We start from the raw sequence: 25,226 nt of genomic DNA, 5'->3' as shown, positions 1-25,226 counted from the left end.
GTCATTCCCGGGGACAAGTGAGCCTCGCGCAGACTTGGCCCGGATGACCCGGTGCTATGATCCGAACCGAACAGTGAGACGGCCGATATGCAACAGACCCGCGGATTCACGCTGATCGAGCTCATGGTCGTGATCGCCATCGTCGCAATTCTGGCGGCCGTCGCGATCCCTGCCTATAACGAACAGGTCCGGAAAGGGCGGCGTGCAGAGGCCTTCCGGTCGGTTGGGCAGCTACAGCTCGACTTGGAGCGCTGGCGCGCTGAAAATCCGAGTTACGCCTGTCCAACCAGTCCCTGCACTACCGCCGGTTACCCTACCCTCCCGCTGTCTGACTACTACACCATTGCCATCAGCTCGGCGACGGCAGGCAACTACACGATCACGGCCACCCCCAAGGGCGTGCAGGCGGGCGACCGCTGCGGCACTCTCACTGCCACTCGGCAGAACAAGCCTGCCTGGGGAACTCCCGCCTGCAATCAGTGATGCTCCTCACGCCATCACCCGATAGCACGGCCGGTACTCGCCGCTGATCTTCATCCGCCGCTGCTCGACGAAGGCGCGCAGCAGCTTGTCCAGGGCGCGCATGATCTCGGGGTCGCCGTGGATCTCGAACGGGCCGCCGGCTTCGATGCGGCGCATGCCCTCCTCCTTGACGTTGCCGGCAACGATGCCGGAGAAGGCGCGGCGCAGGTCGGCGGCGAGCAGGTGGGCGGGCTGGTCGCGGTGCAGGTTGAGACCGGCCATGGCCTCGTGGGTGGGGTCGAAGGGGCGCTGGAATTCCTCGCGCACCTTGAGCGACCAGTTGAAGAAGAAGGCATCCTTGTTGTCGAGGCGGTGCTCGCGGACTTTGTCGACGCCGGCGCGCATGCGGCGGGCGACGGTGGCCGGGTCGTCGACGATGATCTGGTAACGCTTGGCCACATCCTCGCCCAGGGTCAGGCGCAGGAACTGGTCGATCTGTTCGAAATAGGCGGCGGACGACTTCGGGCCGGTGAACACCAGGGGGAACGGCAGGCCGGCGTTGTCCGGGTGCAGCAGGATGCCGAGCAGGTAGAGGATCTCCTCGGCGGTGCCGACGCCGCCGGGGAAGACGATGATGCCGTGGCCGAGCCGGACGAAGGCCTCCAGGCGCTTCTCGATGTCCGGCATGATCACCAGCTGGTTGACGATCGGATTGGGTGACTCGGCGGCGATGATGCCGGGCTCGGTGATGCCGATGTAGCGGTTCTCGAAGCGGCGCTGCTTGGCGTGGGCGATGGTGGCGCCCTTCATCGGCCCCTTCATGGCGCCAGGGCCGCAGCCGGTGCAGATGTCCAGGCCGCGCAGGCCCAGTTCGTAGCCGACCAGCTTGGTGTAGTCGTACTCGTCGCGGGCGATCGAGTGGCCGCCCCAGCAGACGATCAGGTTGGGCTCCAGATTCGGACGCAACACACGAGCATTGCGCAGGATCTCGAAGACGGCGTTGGTCAGTCCTTCCGAGCTCTCCAGATCGAACTTGCCGCTGCACTTGACCTCGATGGCGGTGTAGGCGATGTCGCGCACGACGGAGAACAGTTGCTCGGCGACGCCGCGAATGATCTCGCCATCGACGAAGGCGACGGCCGGCGCGTTGCGCAACTCCAGCTTGATGCCGCGATCCTGCTGCAGCACCTGGATGTCGAAATCGGGGTAACGCTCGAGGGCGGCGCGCGGGTCGTCGGACTGGCTGCCGCTGGTGAGCACGGCCAGGGCGCAGCGGCGCAGCAGGTCGTGCAGGCCGCCGGCGGAGGCGTCGCGCAGGCGGGCGACTTCGTCGCGGGAAAGGATGTCGAGGCCGCCGCGCGGGGAGATGCGGGCGTTGACGGTATCCAGGGTGTCGGCTCGGTTCATCTGTTCTCGTCGCTCGATGGCGTTCGTTTTGTTGGACTGGCCACTGTAGCACCGGCCGGGAGGCGGAGCGCGGCGCGGTGACGGCGTACACCCTTCGAGGGGCGCGCCTGGGGCCACGGTTCGCGGCGGGCGCGGACCGCCCATCGCTGCGACCGGCGGTCGCACGGGCACCGATCGGCGATGGACGCTGTGCGCCCTATCCCGATGTGCGCCATGTGCGCCCGTGCCGGGCGCACATGAAAACGGCCGGGAGCTCGCGCCCCCGGCCGTCAGATGCCACGCAGGCGGATGGATCAGAAGCGGTAGCGGAAACCGATCTGGGCCGACCAGCGGGACTCGCCGCGGTTGTCGCGCAGGACGACGTCGCGGACGTTGGCCTCGTTGAAGGTGTAGCGGTACTTGCCGGTGGCCTGATCGATGCCGGCGAAGCTGACCACACCCTTGCCGAACGGGAAGCCGATCTCCTCGATGCGGCCCCAGTCCTTGTTGATCAGGTTGCCGACGTTCTGGATGTCCAGCCAGATCTCGGCCTTGTGATTGCCGAAGAAGCCCGGGATCTCCTGGCTGATGCGGATGTCGAAGGTGTTGACCCAGGGCGAACGCTCGGAGCCCGGCGTGGCCACGCTGCCGGCGAAACGGGCCAGGCCCGGGTTGCGCCGCATGAAGTCGAAGAACGCCTGCTCCATCGCCGCTCCGCCGGTGAAGATCACATCGCCCGGACCGGCAGGCACGTACAGCAGGTCGTTGACGCGACCGTCGCCATTGGCGTCGTTGAGGAACGACCAGCTGTACGGACGGCCCGAACGCCCTTCGTAGAACAGCGCGAAGGAGGTCTTGTAGCCATCGAACAGGAAGGTCTGGTAGCCCAGGGTGCCGATGAAGCGGTCACGCACCTCGTAGACCGAGCGGGCCGCGATCGGCTCGTTCGGGTTCAGGCGGAAGCTGTTGGCCCAGTTGGAGATCGCCTGCGAGCTGGTCAGCGGGCTGACCTCGGTGGCGTTGGTGTAGGTGTAGGCCAGACTCCAGGACCAGTTCTCGACCACCGGCTTGTTCAGCGACAGGGTCAGCTGCTGGCCTTCGCCCTTGTTGGTCGGGCGCAGCACGGTGACGTCGGTGAACTGACGGTTGCGGTTGCCGCGGGCGTTCGCCGAGCCGGTGTTGAAGCTGCCGTTAGGGGCGGCGAACGGGTTGCCCCAGTACATCAGGCGGCCGTCGCGGGCCTGCAGGCTCGGCCTGCCGAGGTTGAGGTTCTCGTAGTACAGGCCTTCCTTGACGCTGGTGAGCAGCAGCTCGGCCGAGCCGACGATGCCCCACCACGGCAGCTCGTGCTCGATGGCCAGGTTGGCCTTCCACACCGCCGGCTGCTTGAGGTCGCCATCGACCAGGTCGAGCGGGCCGCCCGGGGTCGGGTTGTTGGGATCGACGCGGGTGCCCGGCTGGTTGTCCGGATTCGGGCTGAACACGATGCCGGCGCCGGTGCTGGAGAAGAACTCGCCCAGGGTGATGCCGCCGTTGTTCTGGTACGGGTTGGCCAGCCAGACGTTGGCGGCCGCGCCGGAGAACAGGCCGACGCCGCCGCGCAGCTGGGTCGGACGCTCGCTGTCGAAGGTGTAGTTGAAGCCGACGCGCGGCTGCAGCAGGCCGTTGCCGTCGATGGTGTTGGTGTTGTCGTAGCCGAAGATCGCCGAGGCGGCCGGGTTGGCCGGCGGCGGGGTCGGCACGTTGGGCACGTCGTAGCGCAGGCCGTAGTTCAGGGTCAGGTTGTAGTTGACCGACCAGGTGTCCTGGATGAACAGGGCCAGGTTCTCCAGCTTGATCTGGGCGGCGATCGAGTTGATGTCGCCGTTGATCGGGTAGCGGACGTTGAACTGGCTGGGCGTGCCGTTGCGGAAGGCGTCCAGGCCGACGAACTGGTAGACGCCGAACTGGTCGCGACCGAACAGGTTGTAGGCCTCGTTCTTCTGGTACTCGGCGCCGAACTTGATCTCGTGGTCGCCGAGGAACAGGAAGCCGGCACCGTAGGCGGTGTCGATCTGCGTCTCAAGGATGTTGATGTGGCGGAACTGCTCGGCGCCGAGGTAGATCGAGTCGGCGCCGCTGCACGAGGTGCTGTTGAGGCAGATCTGGATCTGCGGCAGGCGCGAGTTGAGGTCCCACAGCGAGCTGGACTCGGAGCGGCCGATCTTGAACTCGGTCGAGAAACGGTCGCTCCAGTCGCTGAACAGCTGGACCACGGCCGACTCGTAGGTCTTGTTGTTGGTCTGCCAGAAGCTCGACAGCGACAGGCTGCGGGCGCCGATCTGGCGCAGGAACGGCTCGGTCTGCTCGGACTTGTTGTAGCGGAAGTAGGCGCGGTGGTCGTCGTTGATGTTCCAGTCGACTTTGGCGACGATGTCCTCGACCTCGAACTTGAGCTTGCCCGGCAGGGCGAAGTCGCCGGCGTCGAAGCCCCACACGTTCTGGGCGATGTTGCGCACTTCCTGGATCTGCGCGGCGGTGATGCCGGCCGGCAGGTTGGTGGGCGCGCCGAGGGTGCGCTCGAACTTTTCGTAGGTCAGGAAGAAGAACAGCTTGTCCCGGATCAGCGGGCCACCGAAGGTCATGCCGTAGGTCTGCTCTTCCTTCGGCGGGGCGAAGAACGAGCCCGGGATGATGTCGTCGCGCGCCCAGTCGCCGCTGCGGTACAGGCCGTAGACGGTGCCGGAGAAGTCGTTGGTGCCGGATTTGGTCACCGCGTCGACGTTGACGCCGGTGTAGCCGGACAGGCTGACGTCATAGTTGGCCAGCGAGATGTTGAGCGCCTCGATCGCGTCGATCGAGATCGGCTGGCGCGCGGTCACCAGGTTGTTGCTCTCCAGACCGAAACCGTCGTTGACGGTGACGCCGTCGACGCGGATGTTGTTGAAACGGGTGTTCTGGCCGCCCGCGGAGATCTCGGTGCGCTCCTTGTCGGTCTGCGCGATGCGCGGATCCAGACGCATGTAGTCCTGGATGTTGCGGGCGATCGACGGCAGGCGGTCGATGTCCTCGCGCGACACGTTGGTGCCGGTACCCATGCGGTCCGGACCGAAGACGGAATCGATCGCGCTGCCGACGACGGTGATCGCCTCCAGGCTGCTCACCTCGGAACGCAGCTCGAGATTGACCTGCGAGGTCTCGGCCAGCAGGGCGTAGACGTTCTCCTGCGCGGTCGACTGGTAGCCGTCGCGGCTGACGGTGACGGTGTACGGCCCGCCGACGCGCAGGCCGCGTGCGGTGTAACGGCCCTCGGCGTCGGTGGTGGCGCGGCTGATCGTGCCCGACGGGGTGTGCAGGATGGTCACCTGCGCGCCGGCGACCGGCTGACCGTCGTCGCCGACGATGCGGCCGCTGAGGGCGGCGGAGGTGCTCTGCGCGAAGGCGGGAGCGGCGGCCAGCGCGACGGCGAGGCCGAGCGCCAGACGCGACAACCGAACCGTGCTTCGATTCTTCATGGTCTATGCCCTGTCTGATTGCGGAAAGGAAATTCGAGGCGTCCTGTCTGCCGCAGTCCGGAGTGCGCGATACCGGTCGCGCGATGCAGTGATTCCAGTCACTTCCCCGAGCCCGACCCGAGTCCGTACGGCCCGGGAGGGTTAACGCCAGTTTAACAGCATATCGGGGTTTGATGACAGTTCCGTGGCACTCGCGCTGGTCTCGCGCAGGTCAGGCATCCGCGGCAGCCGGCGCCCCGAGGTAGCGGGCCCGCTTGGCCGGCTTGAGCCGGGTGAGGTCGAGGCGGATCAGGCCGTCGACGCAATGGCCGAAGCCGGGGTCGATGCCGAAGTCCAGGAACAGGACGCCGTCCGGCTCGCAAAGCTCGACATATTGCCGATAAAGTGTCGGCAAAACGACACCAAGATCGCTCAATTTCGACTTCAGCGCGATCAGCGCCCGGCCTGCGTCCAGCGTGGCGAAGGCCTCGGCGGCGGCGGTGGCGGTCGCGGCGGCAGGCCGGTAGGGATTGCGGGCACGGGCCAGGCCGGCGCGGTCGCCGAAGCCGTGGCGGTGGGCCTCGACGATCCAGTCGCGCGCGGCCTCCGGCAGGCTGGCCGACAGGCTGACCGGGCCGAACAGGTAGCGCACCTGCGGCCGGCCGCGCAGGTAGGCGCCGATGCCCTGCCAGAGGTAGTCGAGACTGCGGCTGCCCCAGTAGCGCGGCTGGACAAAACTGCGGCCGAGTTCGACGCCCTCGCGCAGAAAGCCTTCCGCGGCCGTGGCGTAGTCGAACAGGCTGGCCGTGTACAGGCCGGCGACGCCGCGCTCGTCGAGCACCTGCGCGCCCTCGGCGATGCGGTAGGCGCCGACGATCTCCAGCGCCTCTTCGTCCCACAGCACGATGTGCCGATACCAGCGGTCGTAGGCGTCGAGGTCGCGCCGGCGGCCGGTGCCCTCGCCCACCTTGCGGAAAGTCAGCTCGCGCAGGCGGCCGATCTCGCGCAGCGCCGGGCAATCCGGCTGCGGGTCGAGCAGCAGGATGCGCTTGCCGTCGCCGGTGCGGCCGAGCGGCTCGGCGATGGCGAGGGCGCGCTTCACCGCCTGCGGGCTCTCCGGATGGGCGATCGCCGACGCGGTGGCGAACCGTGGCGGCTTGCGCTTGGGCAGCCGGTAAACGTGGGCACGCATGCGCTGTGCGAGCCGGTGGTCGCTCAGACCGGTGCCGTCCAGCGCCCGCGCCGGCACCTGCGCGCCCACCGTGAGGCTGAGGCGGGCCTGCCGCGCGGCGAACATCTCGCGCGGCAGCAGCAGGCTGGCCAGCGGCTTGGCCAGCATCGACACGCCGTAGAAGGTGGGCGAGTTGCGGGCATCGATGTGCACCGGCAGCACCGGCGCACCGGACTTGCGGGCGAAGCGGACGAAGCCGGCCGACCAGCGCCCGTCGCGCACGCCCTGCGGTCGCAGCCGGCTGACCTCGCCGGCCGGGAACAGGATCAGCGCCTGCTCGCGCTCCAGCGCGCGGTAGGCTTCGCGCAGCGCATTGCGGCCGCCGCCGAACACGTCGCAAGGCAGCAGCAGCGGCGCCAGCGGCTCCAGCTGCATCAGCATGTCGTTGGCGAGGATCTTCACGTCACGCCGCACCGACCCCACCAGATGCAGCAGGGCCAGGGCATCGACCGCGCCGAGCGGATGGTTGGCGACGATCACCACGCGCCCTTCCACCGGGATGTTCTCGCGATCGGTGTGGGCGACCTGGTAGCACGCCCCCAGTTGATCGAGCGCCCGCTCGACGAAGTCGAAACCCTGCGTGTCGCGCAGGTGGGCCAGCACGTCGTTGATGCGCGCCTCGCAGGTCACGCGCCGCAGCAGGCCGACCACCGGCCGACTGAAGGCACGCCCGCGCCCGGCCGCCAGGCGCGGAAACTTCTCGTAGAACCTCTGTTCGACGCTGATCACGTGGCCGATCCGTCACGGGGACCGGCGTCACGATAGGGGGGCTGTCTGAAAGGCGTGTGACAGGCGGCGGGACCGGGGACCGGGGACCGGGGACCGGGGAAAAGCATCAAAGCATCGCCAGCCCGGCGCAAACCCACGACGGCGGGGGCCGCCGTGGCGGCGATATCCGGCCGGGGCATGCCCGATCGCGGCCCTGGCTCGCCATCGGGCCGGGCTCAGCCGGCGAGGTAGGCCTTCACCCCGTCGAGGAACATCTGCACCGACAGCGCCACCAGCAGCATGCCCATCAGCCGCTCGACGGCGGTGAGCACGCGCATGCCCAGCCAGCGGTACAGCCAGGTGGCGGCGAACAGGATCGCCGCGGTCGCCGCCCAGGCCAGGAACAGCGCCAGGCTCCAGTCGGCGGTGCGCTCGGGGTCGGAATTGGCCATCAGCATCACCGCCGCCATGCCGGACGGGCCGGCAATCAGCGGAATGGCCATCGGCACGATGAACGGCTCGCCTTCGGGCACGTCGCCGAAGATGCCCTCCGGACGCGGGAAGATCATCTTGATGCCGATCAGGAACAGCACGATGCCGCCGGCGATGCTGATCGACTCCTGGCGCAGTTGCATCAGCTGCAGCAGGTACTGACCGGCGAACAGGAACACGAACAGCACGCCCAGCGCGATCAGCAGCTCGCGTGCCAGCACGACCCGCCGCCGCTGCGGCGGCAGCGGCTTGAGCAGGCTCAGGAACACCGGGATGTTGCCCAGTGGGTCGAGGATCAGGAACAGCAGGATCGCGGCGGCGGCCGTGGTCATGCGCGGACTTTCCAGAGCTGGCCGCGCTGGGCCACGCCGGCCGGCGACAGCAGGTGCACCACGGCCGGGGCGTAGGCCGAGGCTTCCGGCCACTGGCCCGGGTCCTCGCCGAAGTAGGCGCGGGCGCGCAGCGGGGTACGCATCGGCGCCGGCTGCAACGCGCTCACCCGCACCGGGCTGTTCTCGAGCTCGACGGCGAGCATCTTCACCAGCCCGGCCAAGCCGTGCTTGGCGATGCCGTAGCCGCCCCAGTAGGCGCGCGACACCCGGTCCAGATCCTCGCCGACGAACACCACCGCGCTGTCTGCGGCCCGCTTGAGCAGCGGCAGGCAGGCTTGCGTCAGCAGCCACGGCGCCAGCAGGTTGACGTGCAGCGCGCGGACGAAGTCCTCCGGCGCGGTCAGCTCCAGCGGCGTGAGCGCCTTGAAGTCGGCGGCGGCGTGGACGATGCCATCGAGCCGGCCCAGCTCGGCGGCGAGCTTGTCGGCCAGCTCGGCGTAGTCGTTGGGGCCGGCGCCTTCCAGGTCGAGCGGATAGATCGCCGGCTCCGGGCCGAGCGCGGCCACGGCATCGTACACGCGGTTGAGTTTGGGCACGCGGCGGCCGAGCAGCACCACGGTGGCGCCAGCCTCGGCGCAGGCGCGGGCGCTGGCCTCGCCGAGCGCGCCATGGGCGCCGGCCACCAGCACCACGCGGCCGGCCAGGGCGCCGGGCCGCGCCGGCGGGACGGCATCGAAGGCCGCGCTCACGCCTCGTCCTTCTGCTTCTGCGCCTCGGCCACCATGCGGTGCAGCTCGCCGCTGTCGAACAGCTCGACGGTGATGTCGCAGCCGCCGATGAGTTCGCCGTTGATGAACAGCTGCGGGAAGGTCGGCCAGTCGGAGTAACGCGGCAGGTTGGCGCGGATCTCCGGGTCCTCCAGCACGTTGACGTGCGCGAAGTCGGCGCCGGCGGCCTTGAGCACCTGCACCGCCCGGCTGGAGAAGCCGCACATCGGGAACTGCGGGGTGCCCTTCATGAACAGGACGATGGGATGGCCTTCGACCAGGGCCTTGATCCGGTCGATCGTGGGGGAGTTGGGCATGGGGGATCCTGCTCGGGGTGATGGTTCGCGCACCTCACCGTCCCGGCACCGGGCCGGCCTGCCGGCGAGGCGATGGGCTAGAATTGTAAGTCCTTCCGCGCTCCCCCGCGCAGCCACCCAGCCAGCACAAGGAGAAGCACCATGGCGATCGAACTGCCCGCCCTGCCCTACGAGAAGAACGCGCTGGAGCCGTACATCTCCGCCGAGACCCTCGAATATCACTACGGCAAGCACCACCAGACCTACGTCACCAACCTCAACAACCAGATCAAGGGCACCGAGTTCGAGAACCTGGATCTGGAAGAGATCGTCCGCAAGTCGCAGGGCGGCATGTTCAACAACGCCGCGCAGGTGTGGAACCACACCTTCTACTGGCACTGCCTGTCCCCGAACGGCGGCGGCGAGCCGACCGGCAAGCTGGCCGAGGCGATCGTCAAGGCGTTCGGCTCCTTCGCCCAGTTCAAGGAGCAGTTCACCCAGACCGCGCTGACCACCTTCGGCTCCGGTTGGGCCTGGCTGGTGCAGCGCCCGGACGGCAGCCTGGCCATCGTCAGCACCTCCAATGCCGCCACCCCGCTCACCGGCGCCGACAAGCCGCTGCTGACCTGCGACGTGTGGGAGCACGCCTACTACATCGACTACCGCAACGCCCGCGCCAAGTACGTCGAGGCGTTCTGGAACCTGGTCAACTGGGACTTCGTCGCCAGTCAGATGGCCTGAGCCACCGGCATCGACGACCCGGCATCGGCCGACCGAGGGCGCACGACGCATGCACGGCGAAGCGGCACCCGCGTCGGGCGCACTCGACCCCCTCGCCGTGCCGGGGTCGACGCGCGCTCCGGCCGCCACCGGCGCCACGGCCCCGCTGCTCGCCGTCGAGCGGGTGTCCTGCAACTACGGCGGACTGCCGGCAGTGCACGAGGTGTCGCTGACGCTGGCGCCCGGCGAGCTGGGCTGCCTGCTCGGCCCCAGCGGCTGCGGCAAGACCACGCTGCTGCGCGCGGTCGCCGGTTTCCATCCGCCGACCGCCGGCCGCATCGCGCTGCGCGGAATCGACGCGACCACGCTGTCGCCGGAGCGGCGCGGCGTGGGCTTCGTGTTCCAGGACCTGGCGCTGTTTCCGCACCTGACCGTGGCCGGGAACGTCGCCTTCGGACTGCACCGGCTGCCGCGCGGCGAACGCGCCGCGCGCGTGGCCGGGGCGCTGGCGCCGCTCGGCCTGGACGGGCTGGCCGACCGCTATCCGCACGAACTCTCCGGTGGCCAGCAGCAGCGCGTGGCGCTGGCCCGCTCGCTGGCGCCACGGCCGGATCTGCTGCTGCTCGACGAGCCCTTCTCCAGCCTCGACGCGCACCTGCGCATCGCCCTGCGCAGCGAGCTGCGCCAGCTGCTCAAGGGCTGGGGCATCGCCGCACTGCTGGTCACCCACGACCAGGACGAGGCCTTCGCCTTCGCCGACACCGTCGGGGTGATGCGCGCCGGCGAGCTGCTGCAGTGGGCACCGGGCTTCGAGGTCTATCACCGTCCGGCCGATCCGTTCGTGGCCGGCTTCGTCGGCGAGGGCCGCTTCATCCGTGGCACCGTGCTCGACCCGCACACCGTCGCCACCGCGCTCGGCCGGCTGCGTACCGGCCGGGCGATGGAGTTCGCCGCCGGCAGCACGGTGCGGGTGCTGATCCGCCCCGACGACCTGCAGCCGGACGGCGCGGACGGGATCGAGGCGCTGGTCGTCTCGGCGGTGTTCCGCGGCGCGGAAACCTTCTACACGCTGCAACTGGATGACGGCGAGCTGGTCAGCGCGCTGTTCCCAAGCCACGTCCAGCACGCGCCGGGCCATCGCCTGCGCATCGGGACCGACATCGAACACGTCGTCGTGTTCGGGCCGGAAGGGACCGAGCGCTGAAGCGCAGGCGCAACGGCAACAACACTCACGGAGTAAAGGAGAAAAGCGGAGAGAGGCGGGAGATCGACATGGTTCCCTGCGTTTTTCTCTTGCCTTTCGCCCCTGCTCCGTGAGTGCTGTTGCCGTTGTTGTTCAAGCTCCGCGCAACCGCGCCAGCACCGGCGCGACCTGGGCCTGACGGCCGAGGGCGGCGGCCGCACGGTCGAGGGCGCCGGCGAGCTCGCCGGCGCCGTCGGCGCGGAAGGTGGCATGGCCGACCTTGCGCCCCTGCCGCGGCGATTTGCCGTAGTCGTGCCAGTGACCGCAGGGTTCGGCCAGCACCGCGGACGCATCGGGCAGTTCGCCGATCCAGTTGAGCATGCAGCTGCTGCCGAGCGGACGGGTGGCCCCCAGCGGCAGGCCGAGCACGGCGCGCAGGTGGTTCTGGAACTGCGAGGTTTCGGCGCCCTCGATGGTCCAGTGGCCGGAGTTGTGCACGCGCGGCGCCATCTCGTTGGCCAGCAGCGTGCCGTCGCAAAGGAACAGCTCGAGCGCGAACACGCCGACGTAATCGAGCGCCTCGGCGACCTTGCGGGCCTGCTCCAGCGCCGCCGCCTGGAGCGCCGGGTCGGCACTGGCCGGCGCCAGACTGGCACTGAGGATGCCATGGTCGTGCCAGTTCTCGGTCAGTGGCCAGGCGCGGAACTCGCCATCCCGGCCACGCACCGCCACCACCGACAGCTCGCGCTGGAACGGCACGAAGGCCTCCAGGATCAGGCCGTGTGCCCGGGCCTGCGCCCCCAGCGCAGCCCAGGCCGTCTCGGCATCGCCCGCAGTCTTCAGGCGGAACTGGCCCTTGCCGTCATAGCCGAGCCGACGGGTCTTGAGGATGCAGGGCGTGCCGACCGCGGCGATGGCGGCGTCGAGCCCCGCGCGCGAATCGACCGCGGCGAAGGCCGGTACCGGAATGCCGAGTTCGCGGAACAGGGTCTTTTCGGCCAGCCGGTCCTGCGCGACGGCGAGCGCGCGCGGACTCGGGAACACGGGCACCCGCTCGGCCAGCCATTGCGCGCTCTCGGCGGGCACGTTCTCGAAGTCGAAGGTGGCCACGTCCACGCGGGTGGCGAACTCGGCCAGCGCGGCCTGGTCGCGGTAGTCGGCGACCAGTTGCGGCACGAACTGGCCGGCGCAGGCGTCCTCGGTGTTGTCCATCACCAGGAAGCGCAGGCCGAGCGGCGCCCCGGAAAGCGCCAGCATGCGGGCCAGCTGCCCGCCGCCGAGGATGCCGACGGTGGTCACAGGCGCGGGTCCGGATGGTCGAGCACGTCGCCGGTCTGCCTGGCGCGGAAGGCCTCCAGCGCGGCGCGGATGGCATCGCGGTCCGCCGCCAGCAGCGCGGCGGCGAACAGGGCGGCGTTGGCGGCGCCGGCGGCGCCGATGGCGAAGGTGGCGACCGGGATGCCGGCCGGCATCTGCACGATCGACAGCAACGAATCCAGACCGTTCAGTGCCTTGCTCTGCACCGGCACGCCGAGCACCGGCACAGGGGTCTTGGCGGCCAGCATGCCCGGCAGATGCGCGGCGCCGCCGGCGCCGGCGATGATCGCGCGCAGCCCGCGCGACGCCGCCGAGGCGGCATAGTCGAACAGCAGGTCGGGAGTGCGGTGCGCCGACACCACCCTGACCTCATGCGGCACGCCGAGCTGCTCCAGGCGCGCGACGGCATGCTGCATCGTTTCCCAGTCGGAGCGGGAGCCCATCACGACCCCGACGAGGGGCGCGGTCACGGAGTGGTCGGCCATGGCGTGCTTTCGCGTCAAAGGCGTATTGTAAGCGCAAGACCAGCCTGACAGAATCGAGCCCGGAGAGCCCAGAAGACAGATCGTGGACCGACGCCTGCTCGACATCCTCTGCTGCCCGGTGACCAGACAACCCCTGGCGCCTCTCTCCGCCCGGCAACTCGAGGCGCTCAACCGCGCCATCGGCGAAGGCCGGGTCGTGCGGGCCGACGGCTCGCCGCAATCCAGTCCCCTCACCGCCGCGCTGATCACGCGCGACCGGCGCACCGTCTACCGTATCGACGACGGCATTCCGGTGCTGCTGGCCGACGAGGGGATAAACACGACCCAGATCACGGATTTCCCGGGATGACGTGGCTTAGGCTCAAGGCTGCCGTCCCGGGACTCGCCCCGGCGACGGCAGCCCTCCGCGTTCGGCCATGACCCTGCCCCCGCTCCCGCCGGACACGACCCGTCACCTCCTCGCAGAGCTGACGAGCTGGCTGCGGGCGCGCCTGAAGGTGTCGGTCAAGACGTTGTTCGACACCCTCGACGACAGCCTGTTCGAGCTGGCCGAGCACAGCACCGTCAGCACCCGTCAGCAGCAGTACTTCGACGGCATGCGCGAATGCCGGCGACGGCGCGACACCATCGAGCGCGACTTCCTCGCCCGTGTCGGCCACCACCCCGCGCCGTCGGCAGGCGAGGCCGCCGAGAGCGACAAGCTCGCGCTGGTCGGTCATGAAGAGCTGGAGGAGGAGCTGGCGCTCACCGGCATGGTGTCCAAGGCCCAGCAGCGCCACAGCGCGGCGCTGTTCGCCCTCAACGAGCGCCTGCGCCACCTGCTGGGACGGCCCGACCTGGACGACGAGAGCAATCCTTTCGGTCCGGCCCGCCTCGCCGAAGCCTTCCGCACCGCCATCTCGGCGCTGGAAGTCAGTCTCGAGGTCAGGTTGATCATCCTCAAGCTGTTCGAGCGCCACCTGCTCGGCAGCCTCGACCCCATCTACGGCGACATCAACCTGCGGCTGGCCGATGCGGGCGTGCTGCCCACGCTGCCGGGCCAGATCAAGCGCGAGCCGCCCAGGCCGTCGCCGCAGAAGCCGGCCGCCGGCGAGGCCGCCGCCGTGCGGAGGGAGAAGGCCGACGGCGACTCCCTGCCGGAGCGCGAACTGCTCGACCGCCTGATCCAGTTGCTGCAATCGCGGCTGCAGGCGGGCGAGCCGGCCGCAGGCGACGCCGAGCCCAGCCTGACCGCACGCCGTGACGGCGTCCCCGCTGGAGATGCCGCCGGCGCCGGGCTGCATCTGGCGGTCGAGCGCGTCGCGCGCCGGCTGGCCGCAGGGGGCGAGTTGCCGCCGCCGCGTCAGCTCGCCGCCCAGCTGCTGGCCGAAGCCCGCTACGGCGGTGGCGCCGCGCCGACCCAGCTGGCCACCGTCGATCTGGTCGGGCGCGTGTTCGACGCGCTGCTGCGCGATCGCCGCGTGCCGCGCGCGCTGCAGCCGCTGATGCAGCGGATGCAGGTGCCCCTCACCCGCGCCGCCATCGACGATCCGAAAGTGCTCGCCCGGCACGATCATCCGGCCCGCCAGCTGGTGGACGTGATCGGCGAGACCATGCTCGGCTGGTGCCGCAGCGCCGATCCCGACGGCCGCCTGCTGGCGCAGATCACCGATGCCATCGACAGTTTCGCCCGTCATGAGGATCTCGCCGCGCAGGCGCGCCTGCTGGAGGAATTGCGCGCCGGGCTCGACGCCCAGCGCCGCCGCGCCGAGCTGGCCGAGCAGCGCGTGGTCGAAGCCACCGCCGGCCGCGAACGGCTCTGGCACGCCCGCCGCCAGGTCCACCAGGCACTCGCCGCGCGGCTGGCGCAAGTGCCGGCGCCGGCCTGGGTGCGCCACCTGCTGACCCGCCCCTGGGCCAACTGTCTGGTGCTGCTCTGGCTGCGCCACGGCGAGGACTCGGCCAACTACCGCGAGGCGATGGGCTTCAGCGAGGCTCTGCTCTGGTGCACCGCCTCCGGCGGCAGCGACGTCGAGCGCCTGCGCCTGCGCGCCCTGCTGCCGGTGCTGGAGGCGCAGCTGCGCCAGGGGCTGGCCACCGTGGCCTACCACGAGACCGAGGTCGAGCAGTTGATCCTCGAACTGCGCGAGTTCATGCGCTGGCGGCTCGGCGAGCGCCCCGCCCCGGACTTCCTCGAACAGGAGCCGCCGGTGGCGCGCAGCCCAGGCGTGGTCGAGACCGATCCCGAGATCGGCGAGGAACAGCCGCTGCCGGGCGAAGTCGACCCGGTCCTGCTCGAGCGCATCCGCTCGGTTCCGCCCGGCACCTGGTTCGAGTTCGGCCCGGCCGACAGCGATCGCAGCGAGCGTGCCAAGCTGAGCTGGGTCAGCCCCTATTCCGGCCGCTGCCTGTTCGTGAACCGCAACGGCATGCGCGTCGCCGACCGCCGGCCGGAAGAGCTGGTGCGCGAGATCGAGAAGGGCCTGACCAGGATGCTGGAAGGCGCCGACATGCTGCAGCGTGCGCTCAGCACCGTGCTCGGACAGTTGCGCGAGGACAGCGCCCAGCCGCAGGAAGAATCCCGCAGCGCGTGACGCGCCGGCCCGTGCCGCGGCGGGCATAATGCGCGGCCATGAGCTCCCTCCCCTCCCCGCCCGAAGAACTCGTCGCCGCCGACGTGGCGCGCGCGCTGGCCGAGGACATCGGCCCCGGCGACGTCACCGCCGATCTGCTGGCCGACACGCCGGCGAGCGCCTACGTCCTGTGCAAGGAAGCGGCGGTCATCGCCGGCCGTCCCTGGTTCGACGCCTGCTTCCGCACGCTCGACCCGCATGTCCGGATCCACTGGCGCGTGGCAGAGGGCGACCGGGTCGAGGCCGGTGACGTGCTCTGCACCCTCGCCGGACGCACCCGCGCGCTGCTCAGCGGCGAACGCTGCGCGCTGAATTTCCTGCAGACACTGTCGGCCACCGCCACCGCCACGGCGGCGTACGTCGCCGCCGTCGCCGGCACCGCGGCGCGCATCCTCGACACCCGCAAGACCCTGCCCGGGCTGCGCCTGGCGCAGAAGCACGCGGTGCGCGCCGGCGGCGGTCACAACCACCGGCTCGGGCTTTACGACGCGGTGATGATCAAGGAGAACCACATCCACGCCGCCGGCTCGATCGCCGCAGCGGTCGAGGCCGCCCGCCGGGCACACCCCGGCCTGCCGGTGATCGTCGAAGTCGAGGATCTGGACGAACTCCGGCAGGCGATCGACGCCGCGCCCGACCGCATCCTGATCGACGACTTCAGCCTGGACGGCATGCGCGAGGCGGTGCGGATCACTGCCGGGCGGGTGCCGCTGGAGGTCTCGGGCGGCGTCTCGCTGGAACGGGTCCGGGCGATCGCCGGGACCGGCGTGGACTGCATCTCGGTCGGCGCGCTGACCAAGCACGTGCGCGCGATCGACCTTTCCCTCAGGTTCGGCACGCCGCCGGGCGGGACCACGGGGGCGACGGCATGACTGGCCTGCTGCTGGCGATGCTCGGCTTCGCGCTCGCCGCCTTCCTGTGGTCGAACGCGCGCGCCGCCAGCGAGACCGCGCACCGGCTCGGCCGGCAGGCCTGCGAAGCGGCCGGCGTGCAATGGCTCGACCACAGCGTGCATCTGGTCAGGCTGCGCCTGCGCCGCGGCGCCGACGGCCGGCTCGGGGTCGAGCGGCACTACCGTTTCGACTACTCGCGTCACGGCGAGGACCGCCACAGCGGCCGCATCGTGCTGTTCGGCACCAGGCTGGTGGAGCTGATCGGCCCGCTGGCCGCGGCCGACTGACGCCGCGCTACTTCACCACCCGCAGGTGGCCGCGCCTGGGCGCGCCGCCGCCGTCCTCGGGCGGGCCATCCTCCGGCCCCGGCTCGAGCGCCGTCGCCCCACCCTCCTCCGCCGGCAGCATCATGCCCTGTCCGGTCTCCTGCGCGTAGATCGCGTGCACGGCGGCCACCGGCACCAGCACCGGCTGACTGACGCCGGAAAACCGGGCCATGAAGCGGATCTCCTGGTTGCCGAGCTCCAGCTGGGCCACGGCGCGGGGAGCGATGTTGAGCACCACCCGCCCCTCCTGCACCGCCTGCGGCGGCACCTGCACACCCGGATGGGAGGCGTCCACCAGCAGATAGGGCGTCATGCCGTTGTCCCCGATCCACTCGTACATCGCCCGGATCAGGTAGGGCCGGTTGGAGGTCATCCGGTGGGGCTTGTCGCTCATGCGGGCAGCTCGCGCAGCACCTTCTCCTCGGGGGTCAGGCTGCGCATGAAACCCGGGTTGCGGAAGATCCGCATGCCGTAATCCTCGATCGGCTTGGCCTCCTTGGGCAGGGCGATGCCGAGCGCCGGCAGGCGCCAGACGATCGGCGCCATGGCGCAGTCGGCCAGGCTCATTTCGGTATTGAGGAAGAACTTGGAGGCCTTGAACAGCGGCAGCGAGGCCAGCAGCAGCTCCTTGAGCCGCTTGCGGCCGGCCTCGGCCTGGGCCTTGGTGCCATGCTGGATGGCCTGCACGTGGGGCACCCACTCGTGTTCCAGCCGCAGCATCGCCAGCCGCAGTCGCGCCCGCGCCAGCGGATCGACCGGCATCAGCGGCGGGTGCGGGTAACGCTCGTCGAGGAATTCGCTGACCACCGAGGCGGCGTACAGCACCAGATCGCGGTCCACCAGGGTCGGCACCGAGTGGTAGGGATTCAGGTCGACCAGATCCTCGGGAGGGTTGGTCGGGTCTACCGGGATCAATTCATAGCTGACGCCCTTGGCCGCGAGGACCAGCCTGACCCGGTGGCAAACCACGCAGTCGCGGGCGGAAAACAGGGTCAGGGCATTGCGCAGACGTGGGCTTGCGGCCATATGCGGATCTCCCCGGCCGGCGTCCGGCCGGCCGATTTGGCGCCACCAGCCCGGTGCCGGCGGTCCTCGCCGCCCCAAAACCTACCTGAATTCGCGGAAAACCGCGATGGGGCCACCCCTCGTGAACGCGAAGCCCGGCAAAGCCGGGCCTCGCGGATTCCGGGCATCCCGGCGCAGCGGGACATCAGTGCACGTCGCGCCAGTATTCGGTCTTGAGCAGCCAGGCCAGGAAGGTGAACAGCGACAGGAACAGCAGCACCCACACGCCGAGCGACTGCCGCTTGAGGGCGGCCGGCTCGGCCACGTAGGCCAGGAAGGCGCTGATGTCGCGCGCGGCCTGGTCGAACTGCTGCGGGGTCATGCGGCCGGCGGTGGTCAGCTCGAAGCGCTCGACGTGGGAGGAGCCGTCCTTGTTCTGACCGTAGACGGCGCGCTGGATGCCCTGCAGCTCCCAAAGCACGTTCGGCATGCTGGCATTGGCCAGGACGGTGTTGTTCCAGCCGGCCGGGCGGGTTTCGTCGACGTAGAAGGACTTCAGGAAGGTGTAGACCCAGTCCGGGCCGCCGAGCTTGGCGCGGGCCACCAGCGACAGGTCGGGCGGTGCCTTGCCGAACCAGGCCTCGCCGTCGCCCTTGTCCATGGCGATGGTCATGGTCTCGCCGAACTTGCGCTCGGTGAAATTGAGCCAGGTCATGACCTGCTCTTCGGTCAGGCCCAGATCCTCGGCCATGCGCGAAAAACGCTGGAACTCCAGCGAGTGGCAGCCGGCGCAGTAGTTCATGTACAGGGCCGCGCCGCGCTGCAGCGAGGCCCGGTCGCCGATGTTGACGTTGGACGCCTGCAGCTTGACATCGCCGGCGGCGGACGCGGCCAGCGGCAGCAGGGCGAACAGCAAGGCGAGGAGGCGCTTAGTCATGCGAGGGCACCCGTTCCGGAACCGGCTTGGTGGCGTCGATGCGCGACCAGATCGGCATGAAGGCGAAGAAGGCGAAGTAGTACAGGGTGAACAGGCGGGCCATCAGCGTCTGCAGCTCGCTACCGGGCTGCATGCCCAGCCAGCCCAGGCTGACGAAGGCGACGATGAAGATCGCGATCAGCAGCTTGGACACCCAGCCGCGGTAGCGGATCGAGCGCACCGGGCTGCGGTCCAGCCACGGCAGCAGGAACAGGATCATCACCGCCGCGCCCATGATGATCACGCCGAACAGCTTGTCCGGGACGGCGCGCAGCATCGCGTAGAAGGGCGTGAAGTACCACACCGGCTTGATGTGGTCCGGCGTCACCAGCGGGTTGGCCTCGACGAAGTTGTCGTGTTCGAGGAACAGGCCGCCGAAGGTGGGCTCGAAGAAGATGATGAAAGCCATGATGGTGAGGAAGAAGCCCGCACCGAAGATGTCCTTCACGGTGTAGTACGGATGGAACGGGATGCCGTCCAGCGGCTTGCCGTTCGCGTCCTTCACCTTCTTGATGTCGATGCCTTCGGGATTGTTGGAGCCGACCTCGTGCAGCGCGGCCAGGTGCAGCACCACCAGCAGCAGGATCACCAGCGGCAGCGCGATCACGTGCAGGGCGAAGAAGCGGTTGAGGGTGGCGTCGGAGACGAGGTAGTCGCCGCGGATCCACTCGGTCAGCGCCTCGCCGACCCAGGGCACCGCACCGAACAGGTTGATGATCACCTGCGCGCCGTGATAGCTCATCTGGCCCCACGGCAGCACGTAGCCCAGGAAGGCCTCGGCCATCAGGGTCAGGAAGATCAGCATGCCCAGGATCCACACCAGCTCGCGCGGCTTCTGCGAGCTGCCGTAGATCAGGCCGCGGAACATGTGCAGGTAGACGACGATGAAGAACGCCGACGCGCCGGTGGAGTGCATGTAGCGGATCAGCCAGCCCCACTCGACGTCGCGCATGATGTACTCGACCGAGGCGAAAGCCTCGGCGGCGGACGGCTTGTAGTTCATCGTCAGCCAGATGCCGGTGACGATCTGGTTGACCAGCACCAGCAGGGCCAACGAGCCGAAGTAGTACCAGAAGTTGAAGTTCTTCGGAGCGTAGTACTCCGACATGTGCTTCCTGTAGAACGGCAGGAAGCCGGGCGCACGCTGGTTGAACCAGTCGCTGAACCCGCTGACCGCGCGGTCGATCATGTTCGCCATCACGCAGCTCCTTCGTCCACGCCGATCATGACGCGGTTGTCGTCGACGAACCGGTACGGCGGCACCTTGAGGTTGGTCGGCGCCGGCACGCCCTCGTAGACGCGGCCGGCCATGTCGAAGCGCGAGTTGTGGCAGGGGCAGTAGAAGCCGCCCTTCCACTCGGAGTCGAACGGCTGCGCCTGCAGCTCCGGACGGTACAGCGGCACGCAGCCCAGGTGGGTGCACAGGCCGACCAGCACCAGCAGCTCCGGCCGGATCGAGCGGAACTCGTTGCGGGCGTAATCCGGCTGCTGCTCGGTGTTGTCCGAGTTGGGATCGCGCAGCCGCGGATTCTGGCTCGGCAGTGCCGCCAGCTGCTCGGGCGTGCGCCGCACCAGCCAGACCGGCTGGCCGCGCCACTGCACCGTGATGCGCTGGCCGGGCTCGATCTTGCTGATGTCGACCTCGACCGGGGCACCGGCCACCTGCGCGCGCGCGCTGGGCTGCCAGGACTTGATGAACGGAACGGCCGCGAATCCCGCGCCGACCGCGCCGACGACGGCGGTGGTGGCTGTCAGGAAACGGCGGCGGCCTGAGTTGACCCCTTGGTTAGCCATCCGGCTCTCCGCGATAACGACTGAATGTGGCTGAGACAGCGTGACTTGCGGCGCATGCCCCGCCCCGCAAAGACGGGGAAGTTTAACGGATGCCCGAATGCCGGGACAACGCTTGCGCCGGCCATGCGAAAATGCCGCCGGCCCCGACCCGACGCGCCCGCCATGCCGATCGCCCGCTTCCTGCTGCAAGCCGCCGTCGCCGGCCTGGCGCTGGCGTTCCTGGTTTCGCAGCTGACCCCCGGCGCGGCCGCCGGCCTGCGCCGCTGGGCCGGACTGCCGACGCCCGCCGCCGTCACCGGCCCGGCGATGCCCCCGCCGGGTCCGGCCAGCTACGCCGACGCGGTCTCCCGCGCGGCGCCCGCGGTGGTCAACATCTATGCCGACAAGATCGTCACCGAACGCTCGCTGCGCCTGGTACCCGACCCGCTGATGCAGCGTTACTCGACGCTCACCCTCGGCCCGCCGCGGCAGCGGCTGGAACGCTCGCTGGGCTCGGGCGTGCTCGTCAGCGGCGACGGCTACGTGCTGACCAACCACCACGTCATCGCCGGCGCCGGCGACATCCGCATCGTGCTGCAGGACGGCCGGGTGACCCAGGCGCGGGTCGTCGGCTCCGACGGCGATACCGATCTGGCGGTGCTGAAGATCGAGGGCGAGCACCTGCCCGCACTGCCGCTCGACACCCCGGGCCCGCTGCGGGTCGGCGACGTGGTGCTGGCGATCGGCAACCCGTTCGGGCTCGGCCAGACCGTCACCCAGGGCATCGTCTCGGCGCTCGGCCGCAACCAGCTTCACATCGCCACCTACGAGGACTTCATCCAGACCGATGCCGCGATCAACCGTGGCAACTCCGGCGGCGCGCTGGTCAACGCCCGTGGCGAACTGGTCGGCATCAACACCGCCGTGTTCACCCAACGCGTGCCGGACGCCAACGGCATCGGCTTCGCCATCCCGGTCAGCACCGCGCGCATGGTGCTCGACCACATCGTGCGCGAGGGCGGCGTGGTGCGCGGCTGGCTGGGCGCGGAATATTTCGACGGCTCCGGCCGCGTCGCCGGCAGTGCGCACGGGGTCACGATCTCGGCCGTCCACCCGGGCAGCCCGGCCGAGCTGGCCGGGCTGCGCCCGGGCGACGTGCTCACCGAGCTCGACGGCAGCGCCATCGCCGACCCGCTCGAGCTGCGCCGGCGCGAGGCCGACCTGGCGCCGGGCACCCGGGTCGCCCTGGCCGGGATGCGCGCCGGCATCCCCTTCCGCGCCGAACTGACGCTGGCGCGCCGGCCGCCACCGGCCGGGGCCTGAGCACTCCCGGAGCGCTTCCGGCCACCGCCGGCGGACCGGCTCAATACGTCGCGGCCAGCCGGCTGCGATAGCGGTCGAACAGGATCGCCACCCGCTCGACATAGCGCTGGGTCTCGGCGAATGGCGGCACCCCGCCGTAGCGGTCCACCGCGCCCTCGCCGGCGTTGTAGGCGGCGGTCGCCAGCGTTGTGTTGCCGTCGAAGCGGCGCAGCAGCCAGGCCAGGTATTCGACGCCGCCACGGATGTTCTGCGCCGCGTCGAAGGGGTCGGCGACGCCGAAACGCTCGGCGGTGGCCGGAATCAACTGCATCAGCCCCTGTGCGCCCTTGTGCGAGCGGGCATTGGGGTTGAACGCGCTCTCGGCGTGCATCACCGCCCGCACCAGGGCCTCATCGACGCCGAACTCGCTTGCCGCCTTCGCCACCTCGGCGGCGAAGGCGCTGGTGTTGAGCGGCACCGTGCGGAAGTCCACGCCCGGCCGCACGGCGCAGGCGAAACAGGTTTCGACGTAGGTGAACAGCACCTCGACCGGCTCGCCGCGCGGCCGGACGTTGGTGTAGTGCACCACTCCGTCGCGCTCGTACTTGTAGACCGCGCCGCGGGTGACCCGGGCCTGGCCGGAGACGGCGGGCGCGCGCGGCGCCGCATCGCCGGGCACGCTGCGGAAATCCACCCGTGGCGCAGCCGGCGTGCCGCCGCCGCGCGCCGGCGCCGGGGTGTAGCGCTGGATCACCTTGCAGTCCTGCCCCCCGGGGCGGGTGTTGGTATAGCTCAGGCTGCCGTCGGCGGCCTGGCAGCGGTACAGCTCGCCCGCCGCGGCGGACGCGGCCAGCGCGGACAGAAGGACGGCGGCGACTCCCCGGATTCGCATGACGGCAGTTTCCACAGCTCCGGCCGGACTGCCAAGTCCTTTGCGGTCAAACGTTTGGCGCGCCAACCCGCGGCCACTACAATAGCGGTTTGCGGTTTTCGGTACGCCTGCATGGCCGGCAAGCTCTACATCAAGACCCACGGTTGCCAGATGAACGAGTACGACTCGGCCAAGATGGCCGACGTGCTGGCGGCCGAGCACGGCCTGGAATTGACCGAAGACGAGTCCGAGGCCGACGTCATCCTGATCAACACCTGCTCGATCCGCGAGAAGGCGCAGGAGAAGGTGTTCTCCCAGCTCGGCCGCTGGAGGCAGCTCAAGAAGAAGAACGACCGGGTCATCATCGGCGTGGGCGGCTGCGTGGCCAGCCAGGAGGGCGAGGCGATCCTCCAGCGCGCGCCCTTCGTCGACCTGGTGTTCGGTCCGCAGACCCTGCACCGGCTGCCGGCGATGATCGCCGCCAGGCGCGACACCGGCCGGCCGCAGGTGGACATCAGCTTCCCCGAGATCGAAAAGTTCGACCGCCTGCCCGAGCCGCGCGCCGAAGGCCCGACCGCCTTCGTCTCGGTCATGGAGGGCTGCTCGAAGTACTGCACCTTCTGCGTGGTGCCCTACACCCGCGGCGAGGAAGTCTCGCGGCCGTTCGACGACGTGCTGCTGGAAGTCGCCCAGCTCGCCGAGCAGGGGGTGCGCGAGGTCAACCTGCTCGGCCAGAACGTCAACGCCTACCGCGGCCGGATGGCCGACGGCAGCGTCGCCGACCTCGCCCTGCTGATCCGCGCCATCGCCCAGATCGATGGCATCGGCCGCATCCGCTACACCACCTCGCACCCGGTCGAGTTCAGCGACGCGCTGATCGAGGCCCACCGCGACGTGCCGCAGCTCGCCGAGTACCTGCATCTGCCGGTGCAGGCCGGCTCCGACCGCATCCTCGCCGCGATGAAGCGCGGCCACACCGTGCTCGAGTACAAGGCCAAGATCCGCCGCCTGCGCGAGGCGCGGCCGGGCATCTCGATCAGCTCGGACTTCATCGTCGGCTTCCCGGGCGAAACCGAGAAGGACTTCGAGGCGACGATGAAGCTGATCGAGGACATCGGCTTCGACCAGAGCTTCAGCTTCATCTACTCCGCCCGCCCCGGCACACCGGCCGCCAACCTGCCCGACGACACGCCCGAGGCCGAAAAGAAAGCCCGTCTGCAGCGCCTGCAGGCCGCCATCGACGCCAACGCGAAGAAGATCTCCGAGGCCATGGTCGGCAGCGTGCAGCGCGTACTGGTCGAGGGACCGAGCAGGAAGGATCCGAACGAGCTGACCGGGCGCACCGGCAACATGCGCTACGTCAATTTCCCCGGCCATCCCCGCATGATCGGCCAGTTCGTGGACGTGACGATCACCCACGCGCTGTCGAACTCGCTGCGCGGACGGGTCCTCGCCATCGGCGGCTCCGAGGCGGCCTGAGTCCGGCCACGGGTCGACGCGGATGCCCGCGGATGAAGCGCCACCCAGGGAGAAGCTGACCGCCATGGCTTGCATCCACCGCCTCCTTTCAGCGCCATGCGCCGACGGGCCGGCTTCAGGCTCCCCGACCCGCGCCCATCCGTGCCGATCCGTGGCTGACGCGCCATGAGCACCCCGCTCGCCCAGCGCGACTTCGTCCTGGAGCCCGAGGACATCGCGCGCCTGGCCAATCTCGCCGGCCCGTTCGACGAGCACCTGCGGCAGATCGAGCTGCGCATGGGGGTGGAGATCGCCAACCGCGGCAACGTGTTCCGGGTGATCGGCGAGGACCAGGCCGCGCGCGCCGCCGAACGCCTGCTCAAGGCGCTCTACGAGGAGACGGCCAGCGAGACGCTGACCACGCAGCGCGTCCACCTGCGTCTGAACGACGCCAGCATCGACCGCCTCGCCGACACCGCCGGCACGCAGGAGGTGGTCATCAAGGTCAAGCGCGGCAACGTGCGCGGCCGCGGCGCCAACCAGGCGCGCTACCTGCACGCCATCGCCACCCACGACGTCAACTTCGGCATCGGCCCGGCCGGCACCGGCAAGACCTTCCTCGCCGTGGCCAGCGCGGTGGAGGCGCTCAACACCAGCCGCGTGCAGCGCGTGATCCTGGTGCGTCCGGCGGTCGAGGCCGGCGAGAAGCTGGGCTTCCTCCCCGGCGACCTCAGCCAGAAAGTGGACCCCTACCTGCGCCCGCTCTACGACGCGCTGTATGAAATGCTCGGCGTCGAGCGCGTGCTCAAGCTGATCGAGAAGAACGTCATCGAGATCGCACCGCTGGCCTACATGCGCGGCCGCACCCTCAACGACGCCTTCGTGATCCTCGACGAGGCGCAGAACACCACCATCGAGCAGATGAAGATGTTCCTCACCCGGATCGGTTTCGGCTCGACCGCGGTGGTGACCGGCGACCTCACCCAGGTCGATCTGCCGCGCAGCGTCAAATCCGGCCTGCGCGATGCGGTCGAGGTGCTGCGCGACGTCGACGGGATCAGCTTCACCTTCTTCACCGCCCGCGACGTGGTGCGGCATCCGCTGGTACAGCGGATCGTTCGCGCCTACGATGCGCGCGACGGCAAGCCGGAGGACTGA

General features: G+C 69.7%; 24 protein-coding genes. 10 read left to right on the top strand and 14 right to left on the bottom strand.

The features are described from left to right. The first annotated feature begins 87 nt into the window (after positions 1 to 87). Positions 88 to 483: a type IV pilin protein gene (locus HNQ58_RS05310; RefSeq protein ID WP_183947750.1), complete on the top strand. Its 396-nt coding sequence runs from the start codon at positions 88 to 90 to the stop codon at positions 481 to 483. A 6-nt stretch (positions 484 to 489) separates the two neighbouring features. Here HNQ58_RS05310 and ppnN read toward each other — a convergent pair whose 3' ends face one another. The 6 genes from ppnN to grxD all read right to left on the bottom strand — a co-directional run bounded on the left by ppnN (position 490) and on the right by grxD (position 9,168). Then, a complete protein-coding gene (gene ppnN / locus HNQ58_RS05305; RefSeq protein ID WP_183947749.1) occupies positions 490 to 1,869 on the bottom strand; it encodes a nucleotide 5'-monophosphate nucleosidase PpnN in 1,380 nt (459 codons plus the stop codon). A gap of 293 nt (positions 1,870 to 2,162) precedes the next feature. Further along, positions 2,163 to 5,342, bottom strand: a complete 3,180-nt coding sequence (locus HNQ58_RS05300; RefSeq protein ID WP_246417018.1) for a TonB-dependent receptor — start codon at positions 5,340 to 5,342, stop codon at positions 2,163 to 2,165. A 211-nt stretch (positions 5,343 to 5,553) separates the two neighbouring features. Then, positions 5,554 to 7,281, bottom strand: a complete 1,728-nt coding sequence (gene olsF, locus HNQ58_RS05295) for a bifunctional ornithine lipid synthase OlsF (protein WP_183947748.1) — start codon at positions 7,279 to 7,281, stop codon at positions 5,554 to 5,556. Between the two features lie 215 nt (positions 7,282 to 7,496). Next, positions 7,497 to 8,084, bottom strand: coding sequence for a YhgN family NAAT transporter (locus HNQ58_RS05290; RefSeq protein ID WP_183947747.1), 588 nt, complete (start codon positions 8,082 to 8,084; stop codon positions 7,497 to 7,499). Further along, a complete protein-coding gene (locus HNQ58_RS05285) occupies positions 8,081 to 8,833 on the bottom strand; it encodes an SDR family NAD(P)-dependent oxidoreductase (protein WP_343057196.1) in 753 nt (250 codons plus the stop codon). The genes HNQ58_RS05290 and HNQ58_RS05285 overlap by 4 nt, the downstream gene beginning before the upstream one ends. Next, positions 8,830 to 9,168 (bottom strand): Grx4 family monothiol glutaredoxin, encoded by a 339-nt coding sequence (gene grxD, locus HNQ58_RS05280; protein WP_183947746.1) that lies wholly within the window; start codon positions 9,166 to 9,168, stop codon positions 8,830 to 8,832. Before grxD ends, HNQ58_RS05285 begins: the two co-directional genes overlap by 4 nt. A gap of 141 nt (positions 9,169 to 9,309) precedes the next feature. Between grxD and sodB the strand changes: the two genes are divergently transcribed. Together sodB and HNQ58_RS05270 are read left to right on the top strand one after the other, a co-directional pair. Further along, positions 9,310 to 9,888 carry a superoxide dismutase [Fe] gene (sodB, locus tag HNQ58_RS05275; RefSeq protein WP_183947745.1) on the top strand — a complete coding sequence of 193 codons (579 nt, stop codon included), beginning with the start codon at positions 9,310 to 9,312 and terminating at the stop codon, positions 9,886 to 9,888. A gap of 97 nt (positions 9,889 to 9,985) precedes the next feature. After that, entirely contained in the window at positions 9,986 to 11,071 is a 1,086-nt protein-coding gene (locus HNQ58_RS05270; protein ID WP_221301153.1) for an ATP-binding cassette domain-containing protein, read from the top strand. Positions 11,072 to 11,203: 132 nt separating this feature from the next. Here HNQ58_RS05270 and HNQ58_RS05265 read toward each other — a convergent pair whose 3' ends face one another. Both HNQ58_RS05265 and purE read right to left on the bottom strand, forming a co-directional pair. After that, complete coding sequence (locus HNQ58_RS05265; RefSeq protein ID WP_183947744.1) at positions 11,204 to 12,349, bottom strand: 5-(carboxyamino)imidazole ribonucleotide synthase; 1,146 nt, start codon at positions 12,347 to 12,349, stop codon at positions 11,204 to 11,206. Then, entirely contained in the window at positions 12,346 to 12,852 is a 507-nt protein-coding gene (gene purE / locus HNQ58_RS05260) for a 5-(carboxyamino)imidazole ribonucleotide mutase (protein WP_183947743.1), read from the bottom strand. Before purE ends, HNQ58_RS05265 begins: the two co-directional genes overlap by 4 nt. Before the next feature lie 82 nt (positions 12,853 to 12,934). Here purE and HNQ58_RS05255 point away from each other — a divergent pair, with 82 nt between their 5' ends. From HNQ58_RS05255 to HNQ58_RS05240, 4 genes are all read left to right on the top strand, one after another. Next, complete coding sequence (locus tag HNQ58_RS05255; RefSeq protein WP_183947742.1) at positions 12,935 to 13,201, top strand: Trm112 family protein; 267 nt, start codon at positions 12,935 to 12,937, stop codon at positions 13,199 to 13,201. 67 nt (positions 13,202 to 13,268) lie between these two features. Beyond that, positions 13,269 to 15,425: a DUF1631 family protein gene (locus HNQ58_RS05250; RefSeq protein WP_183947741.1), complete on the top strand. Its 2,157-nt coding sequence runs from the start codon at positions 13,269 to 13,271 to the stop codon at positions 15,423 to 15,425. Positions 15,426 to 15,463: 38 nt separating this feature from the next. Beyond that, the gene (gene nadC, locus HNQ58_RS05245; RefSeq protein ID WP_183947740.1) at positions 15,464 to 16,336 is read left to right on the top strand and encodes a carboxylating nicotinate-nucleotide diphosphorylase; all 873 of its coding nucleotides are present in this window, start codon (positions 15,464 to 15,466) and stop codon (positions 16,334 to 16,336) included. Continuing rightward, positions 16,333 to 16,644, top strand: a complete 312-nt coding sequence (locus tag HNQ58_RS05240) for a DUF3301 domain-containing protein (RefSeq protein ID WP_183947739.1) — start codon at positions 16,333 to 16,335, stop codon at positions 16,642 to 16,644. The genes nadC and HNQ58_RS05240 overlap by 4 nt, the downstream gene beginning before the upstream one ends. 7 nt (positions 16,645 to 16,651) lie before the next feature. Here HNQ58_RS05240 and HNQ58_RS05235 read toward each other — a convergent pair whose 3' ends face one another. From HNQ58_RS05235 to petA, 5 genes are all read right to left on the bottom strand, one after another. Continuing rightward, positions 16,652 to 17,077 carry a ClpXP protease specificity-enhancing factor gene (locus HNQ58_RS05235; protein WP_183947738.1) on the bottom strand — a complete coding sequence of 142 codons (426 nt, stop codon included), beginning with the start codon at positions 17,075 to 17,077 and terminating at the stop codon, positions 16,652 to 16,654. Next, positions 17,074 to 17,709: a glutathione S-transferase N-terminal domain-containing protein gene (locus HNQ58_RS05230; RefSeq protein ID WP_183947737.1), complete on the bottom strand. Its 636-nt coding sequence runs from the start codon at positions 17,707 to 17,709 to the stop codon at positions 17,074 to 17,076. Before HNQ58_RS05230 ends, HNQ58_RS05235 begins: the two co-directional genes overlap by 4 nt. Positions 17,710 to 17,893: 184 nt before the next feature. Next, a complete protein-coding gene (locus HNQ58_RS05225; protein WP_183947736.1) occupies positions 17,894 to 18,625 on the bottom strand; it encodes a cytochrome c1 in 732 nt (243 codons plus the stop codon). Next, positions 18,618 to 19,862: a cytochrome b gene (locus HNQ58_RS05220; protein WP_183947735.1), complete on the bottom strand. Its 1,245-nt coding sequence runs from the start codon at positions 19,860 to 19,862 to the stop codon at positions 18,618 to 18,620. The genes HNQ58_RS05225 and HNQ58_RS05220 overlap by 8 nt, the downstream gene beginning before the upstream one ends. Further along, positions 19,862 to 20,458 (bottom strand): ubiquinol-cytochrome c reductase iron-sulfur subunit, encoded by a 597-nt coding sequence (gene petA / locus HNQ58_RS05215; RefSeq protein ID WP_183947734.1) that lies wholly within the window; start codon positions 20,456 to 20,458, stop codon positions 19,862 to 19,864. Before petA ends, HNQ58_RS05220 begins: the two co-directional genes overlap by 1 nt. 162 nt (positions 20,459 to 20,620) lie before the next feature. On the opposite strand from petA, the gene HNQ58_RS05210 reads away from it, so the two are divergent. After that, positions 20,621 to 21,760, top strand: coding sequence for a S1C family serine protease (locus tag HNQ58_RS05210; protein WP_183947733.1), 1,140 nt, complete (start codon positions 20,621 to 20,623; stop codon positions 21,758 to 21,760). Positions 21,761 to 21,800: 40 nt separating this feature from the next. Here HNQ58_RS05210 and HNQ58_RS05205 read toward each other — a convergent pair whose 3' ends face one another. Beyond that, positions 21,801 to 22,631, bottom strand: coding sequence for a lytic transglycosylase domain-containing protein (locus tag HNQ58_RS05205; protein WP_183947732.1), 831 nt, complete (start codon positions 22,629 to 22,631; stop codon positions 21,801 to 21,803). Between the two features lie 111 nt (positions 22,632 to 22,742). On the opposite strand from HNQ58_RS05205, the gene miaB reads away from it, so the two are divergent. Together miaB and HNQ58_RS05195 are read left to right on the top strand one after the other, a co-directional pair. After that, the gene (gene miaB, locus HNQ58_RS05200; protein WP_183947731.1) at positions 22,743 to 24,089 is read left to right on the top strand and encodes a tRNA (N6-isopentenyl adenosine(37)-C2)-methylthiotransferase MiaB; all 1,347 of its coding nucleotides are present in this window, start codon (positions 22,743 to 22,745) and stop codon (positions 24,087 to 24,089) included. A gap of 165 nt (positions 24,090 to 24,254) precedes the next feature. Continuing rightward, a complete protein-coding gene (locus tag HNQ58_RS05195) occupies positions 24,255 to 25,226 on the top strand; it encodes a PhoH family protein (RefSeq protein ID WP_183947730.1) in 972 nt (323 codons plus the stop codon).

This window comes from Rehaibacterium terrae, from assembly GCF_014202935.1.
GTDB classification, from domain to species: Bacteria; Pseudomonadota; Gammaproteobacteria; order Xanthomonadales; family Xanthomonadaceae; genus Rehaibacterium; species Rehaibacterium terrae.
This window is presented reverse-complemented; position numbering and strand designations above follow the sequence as displayed.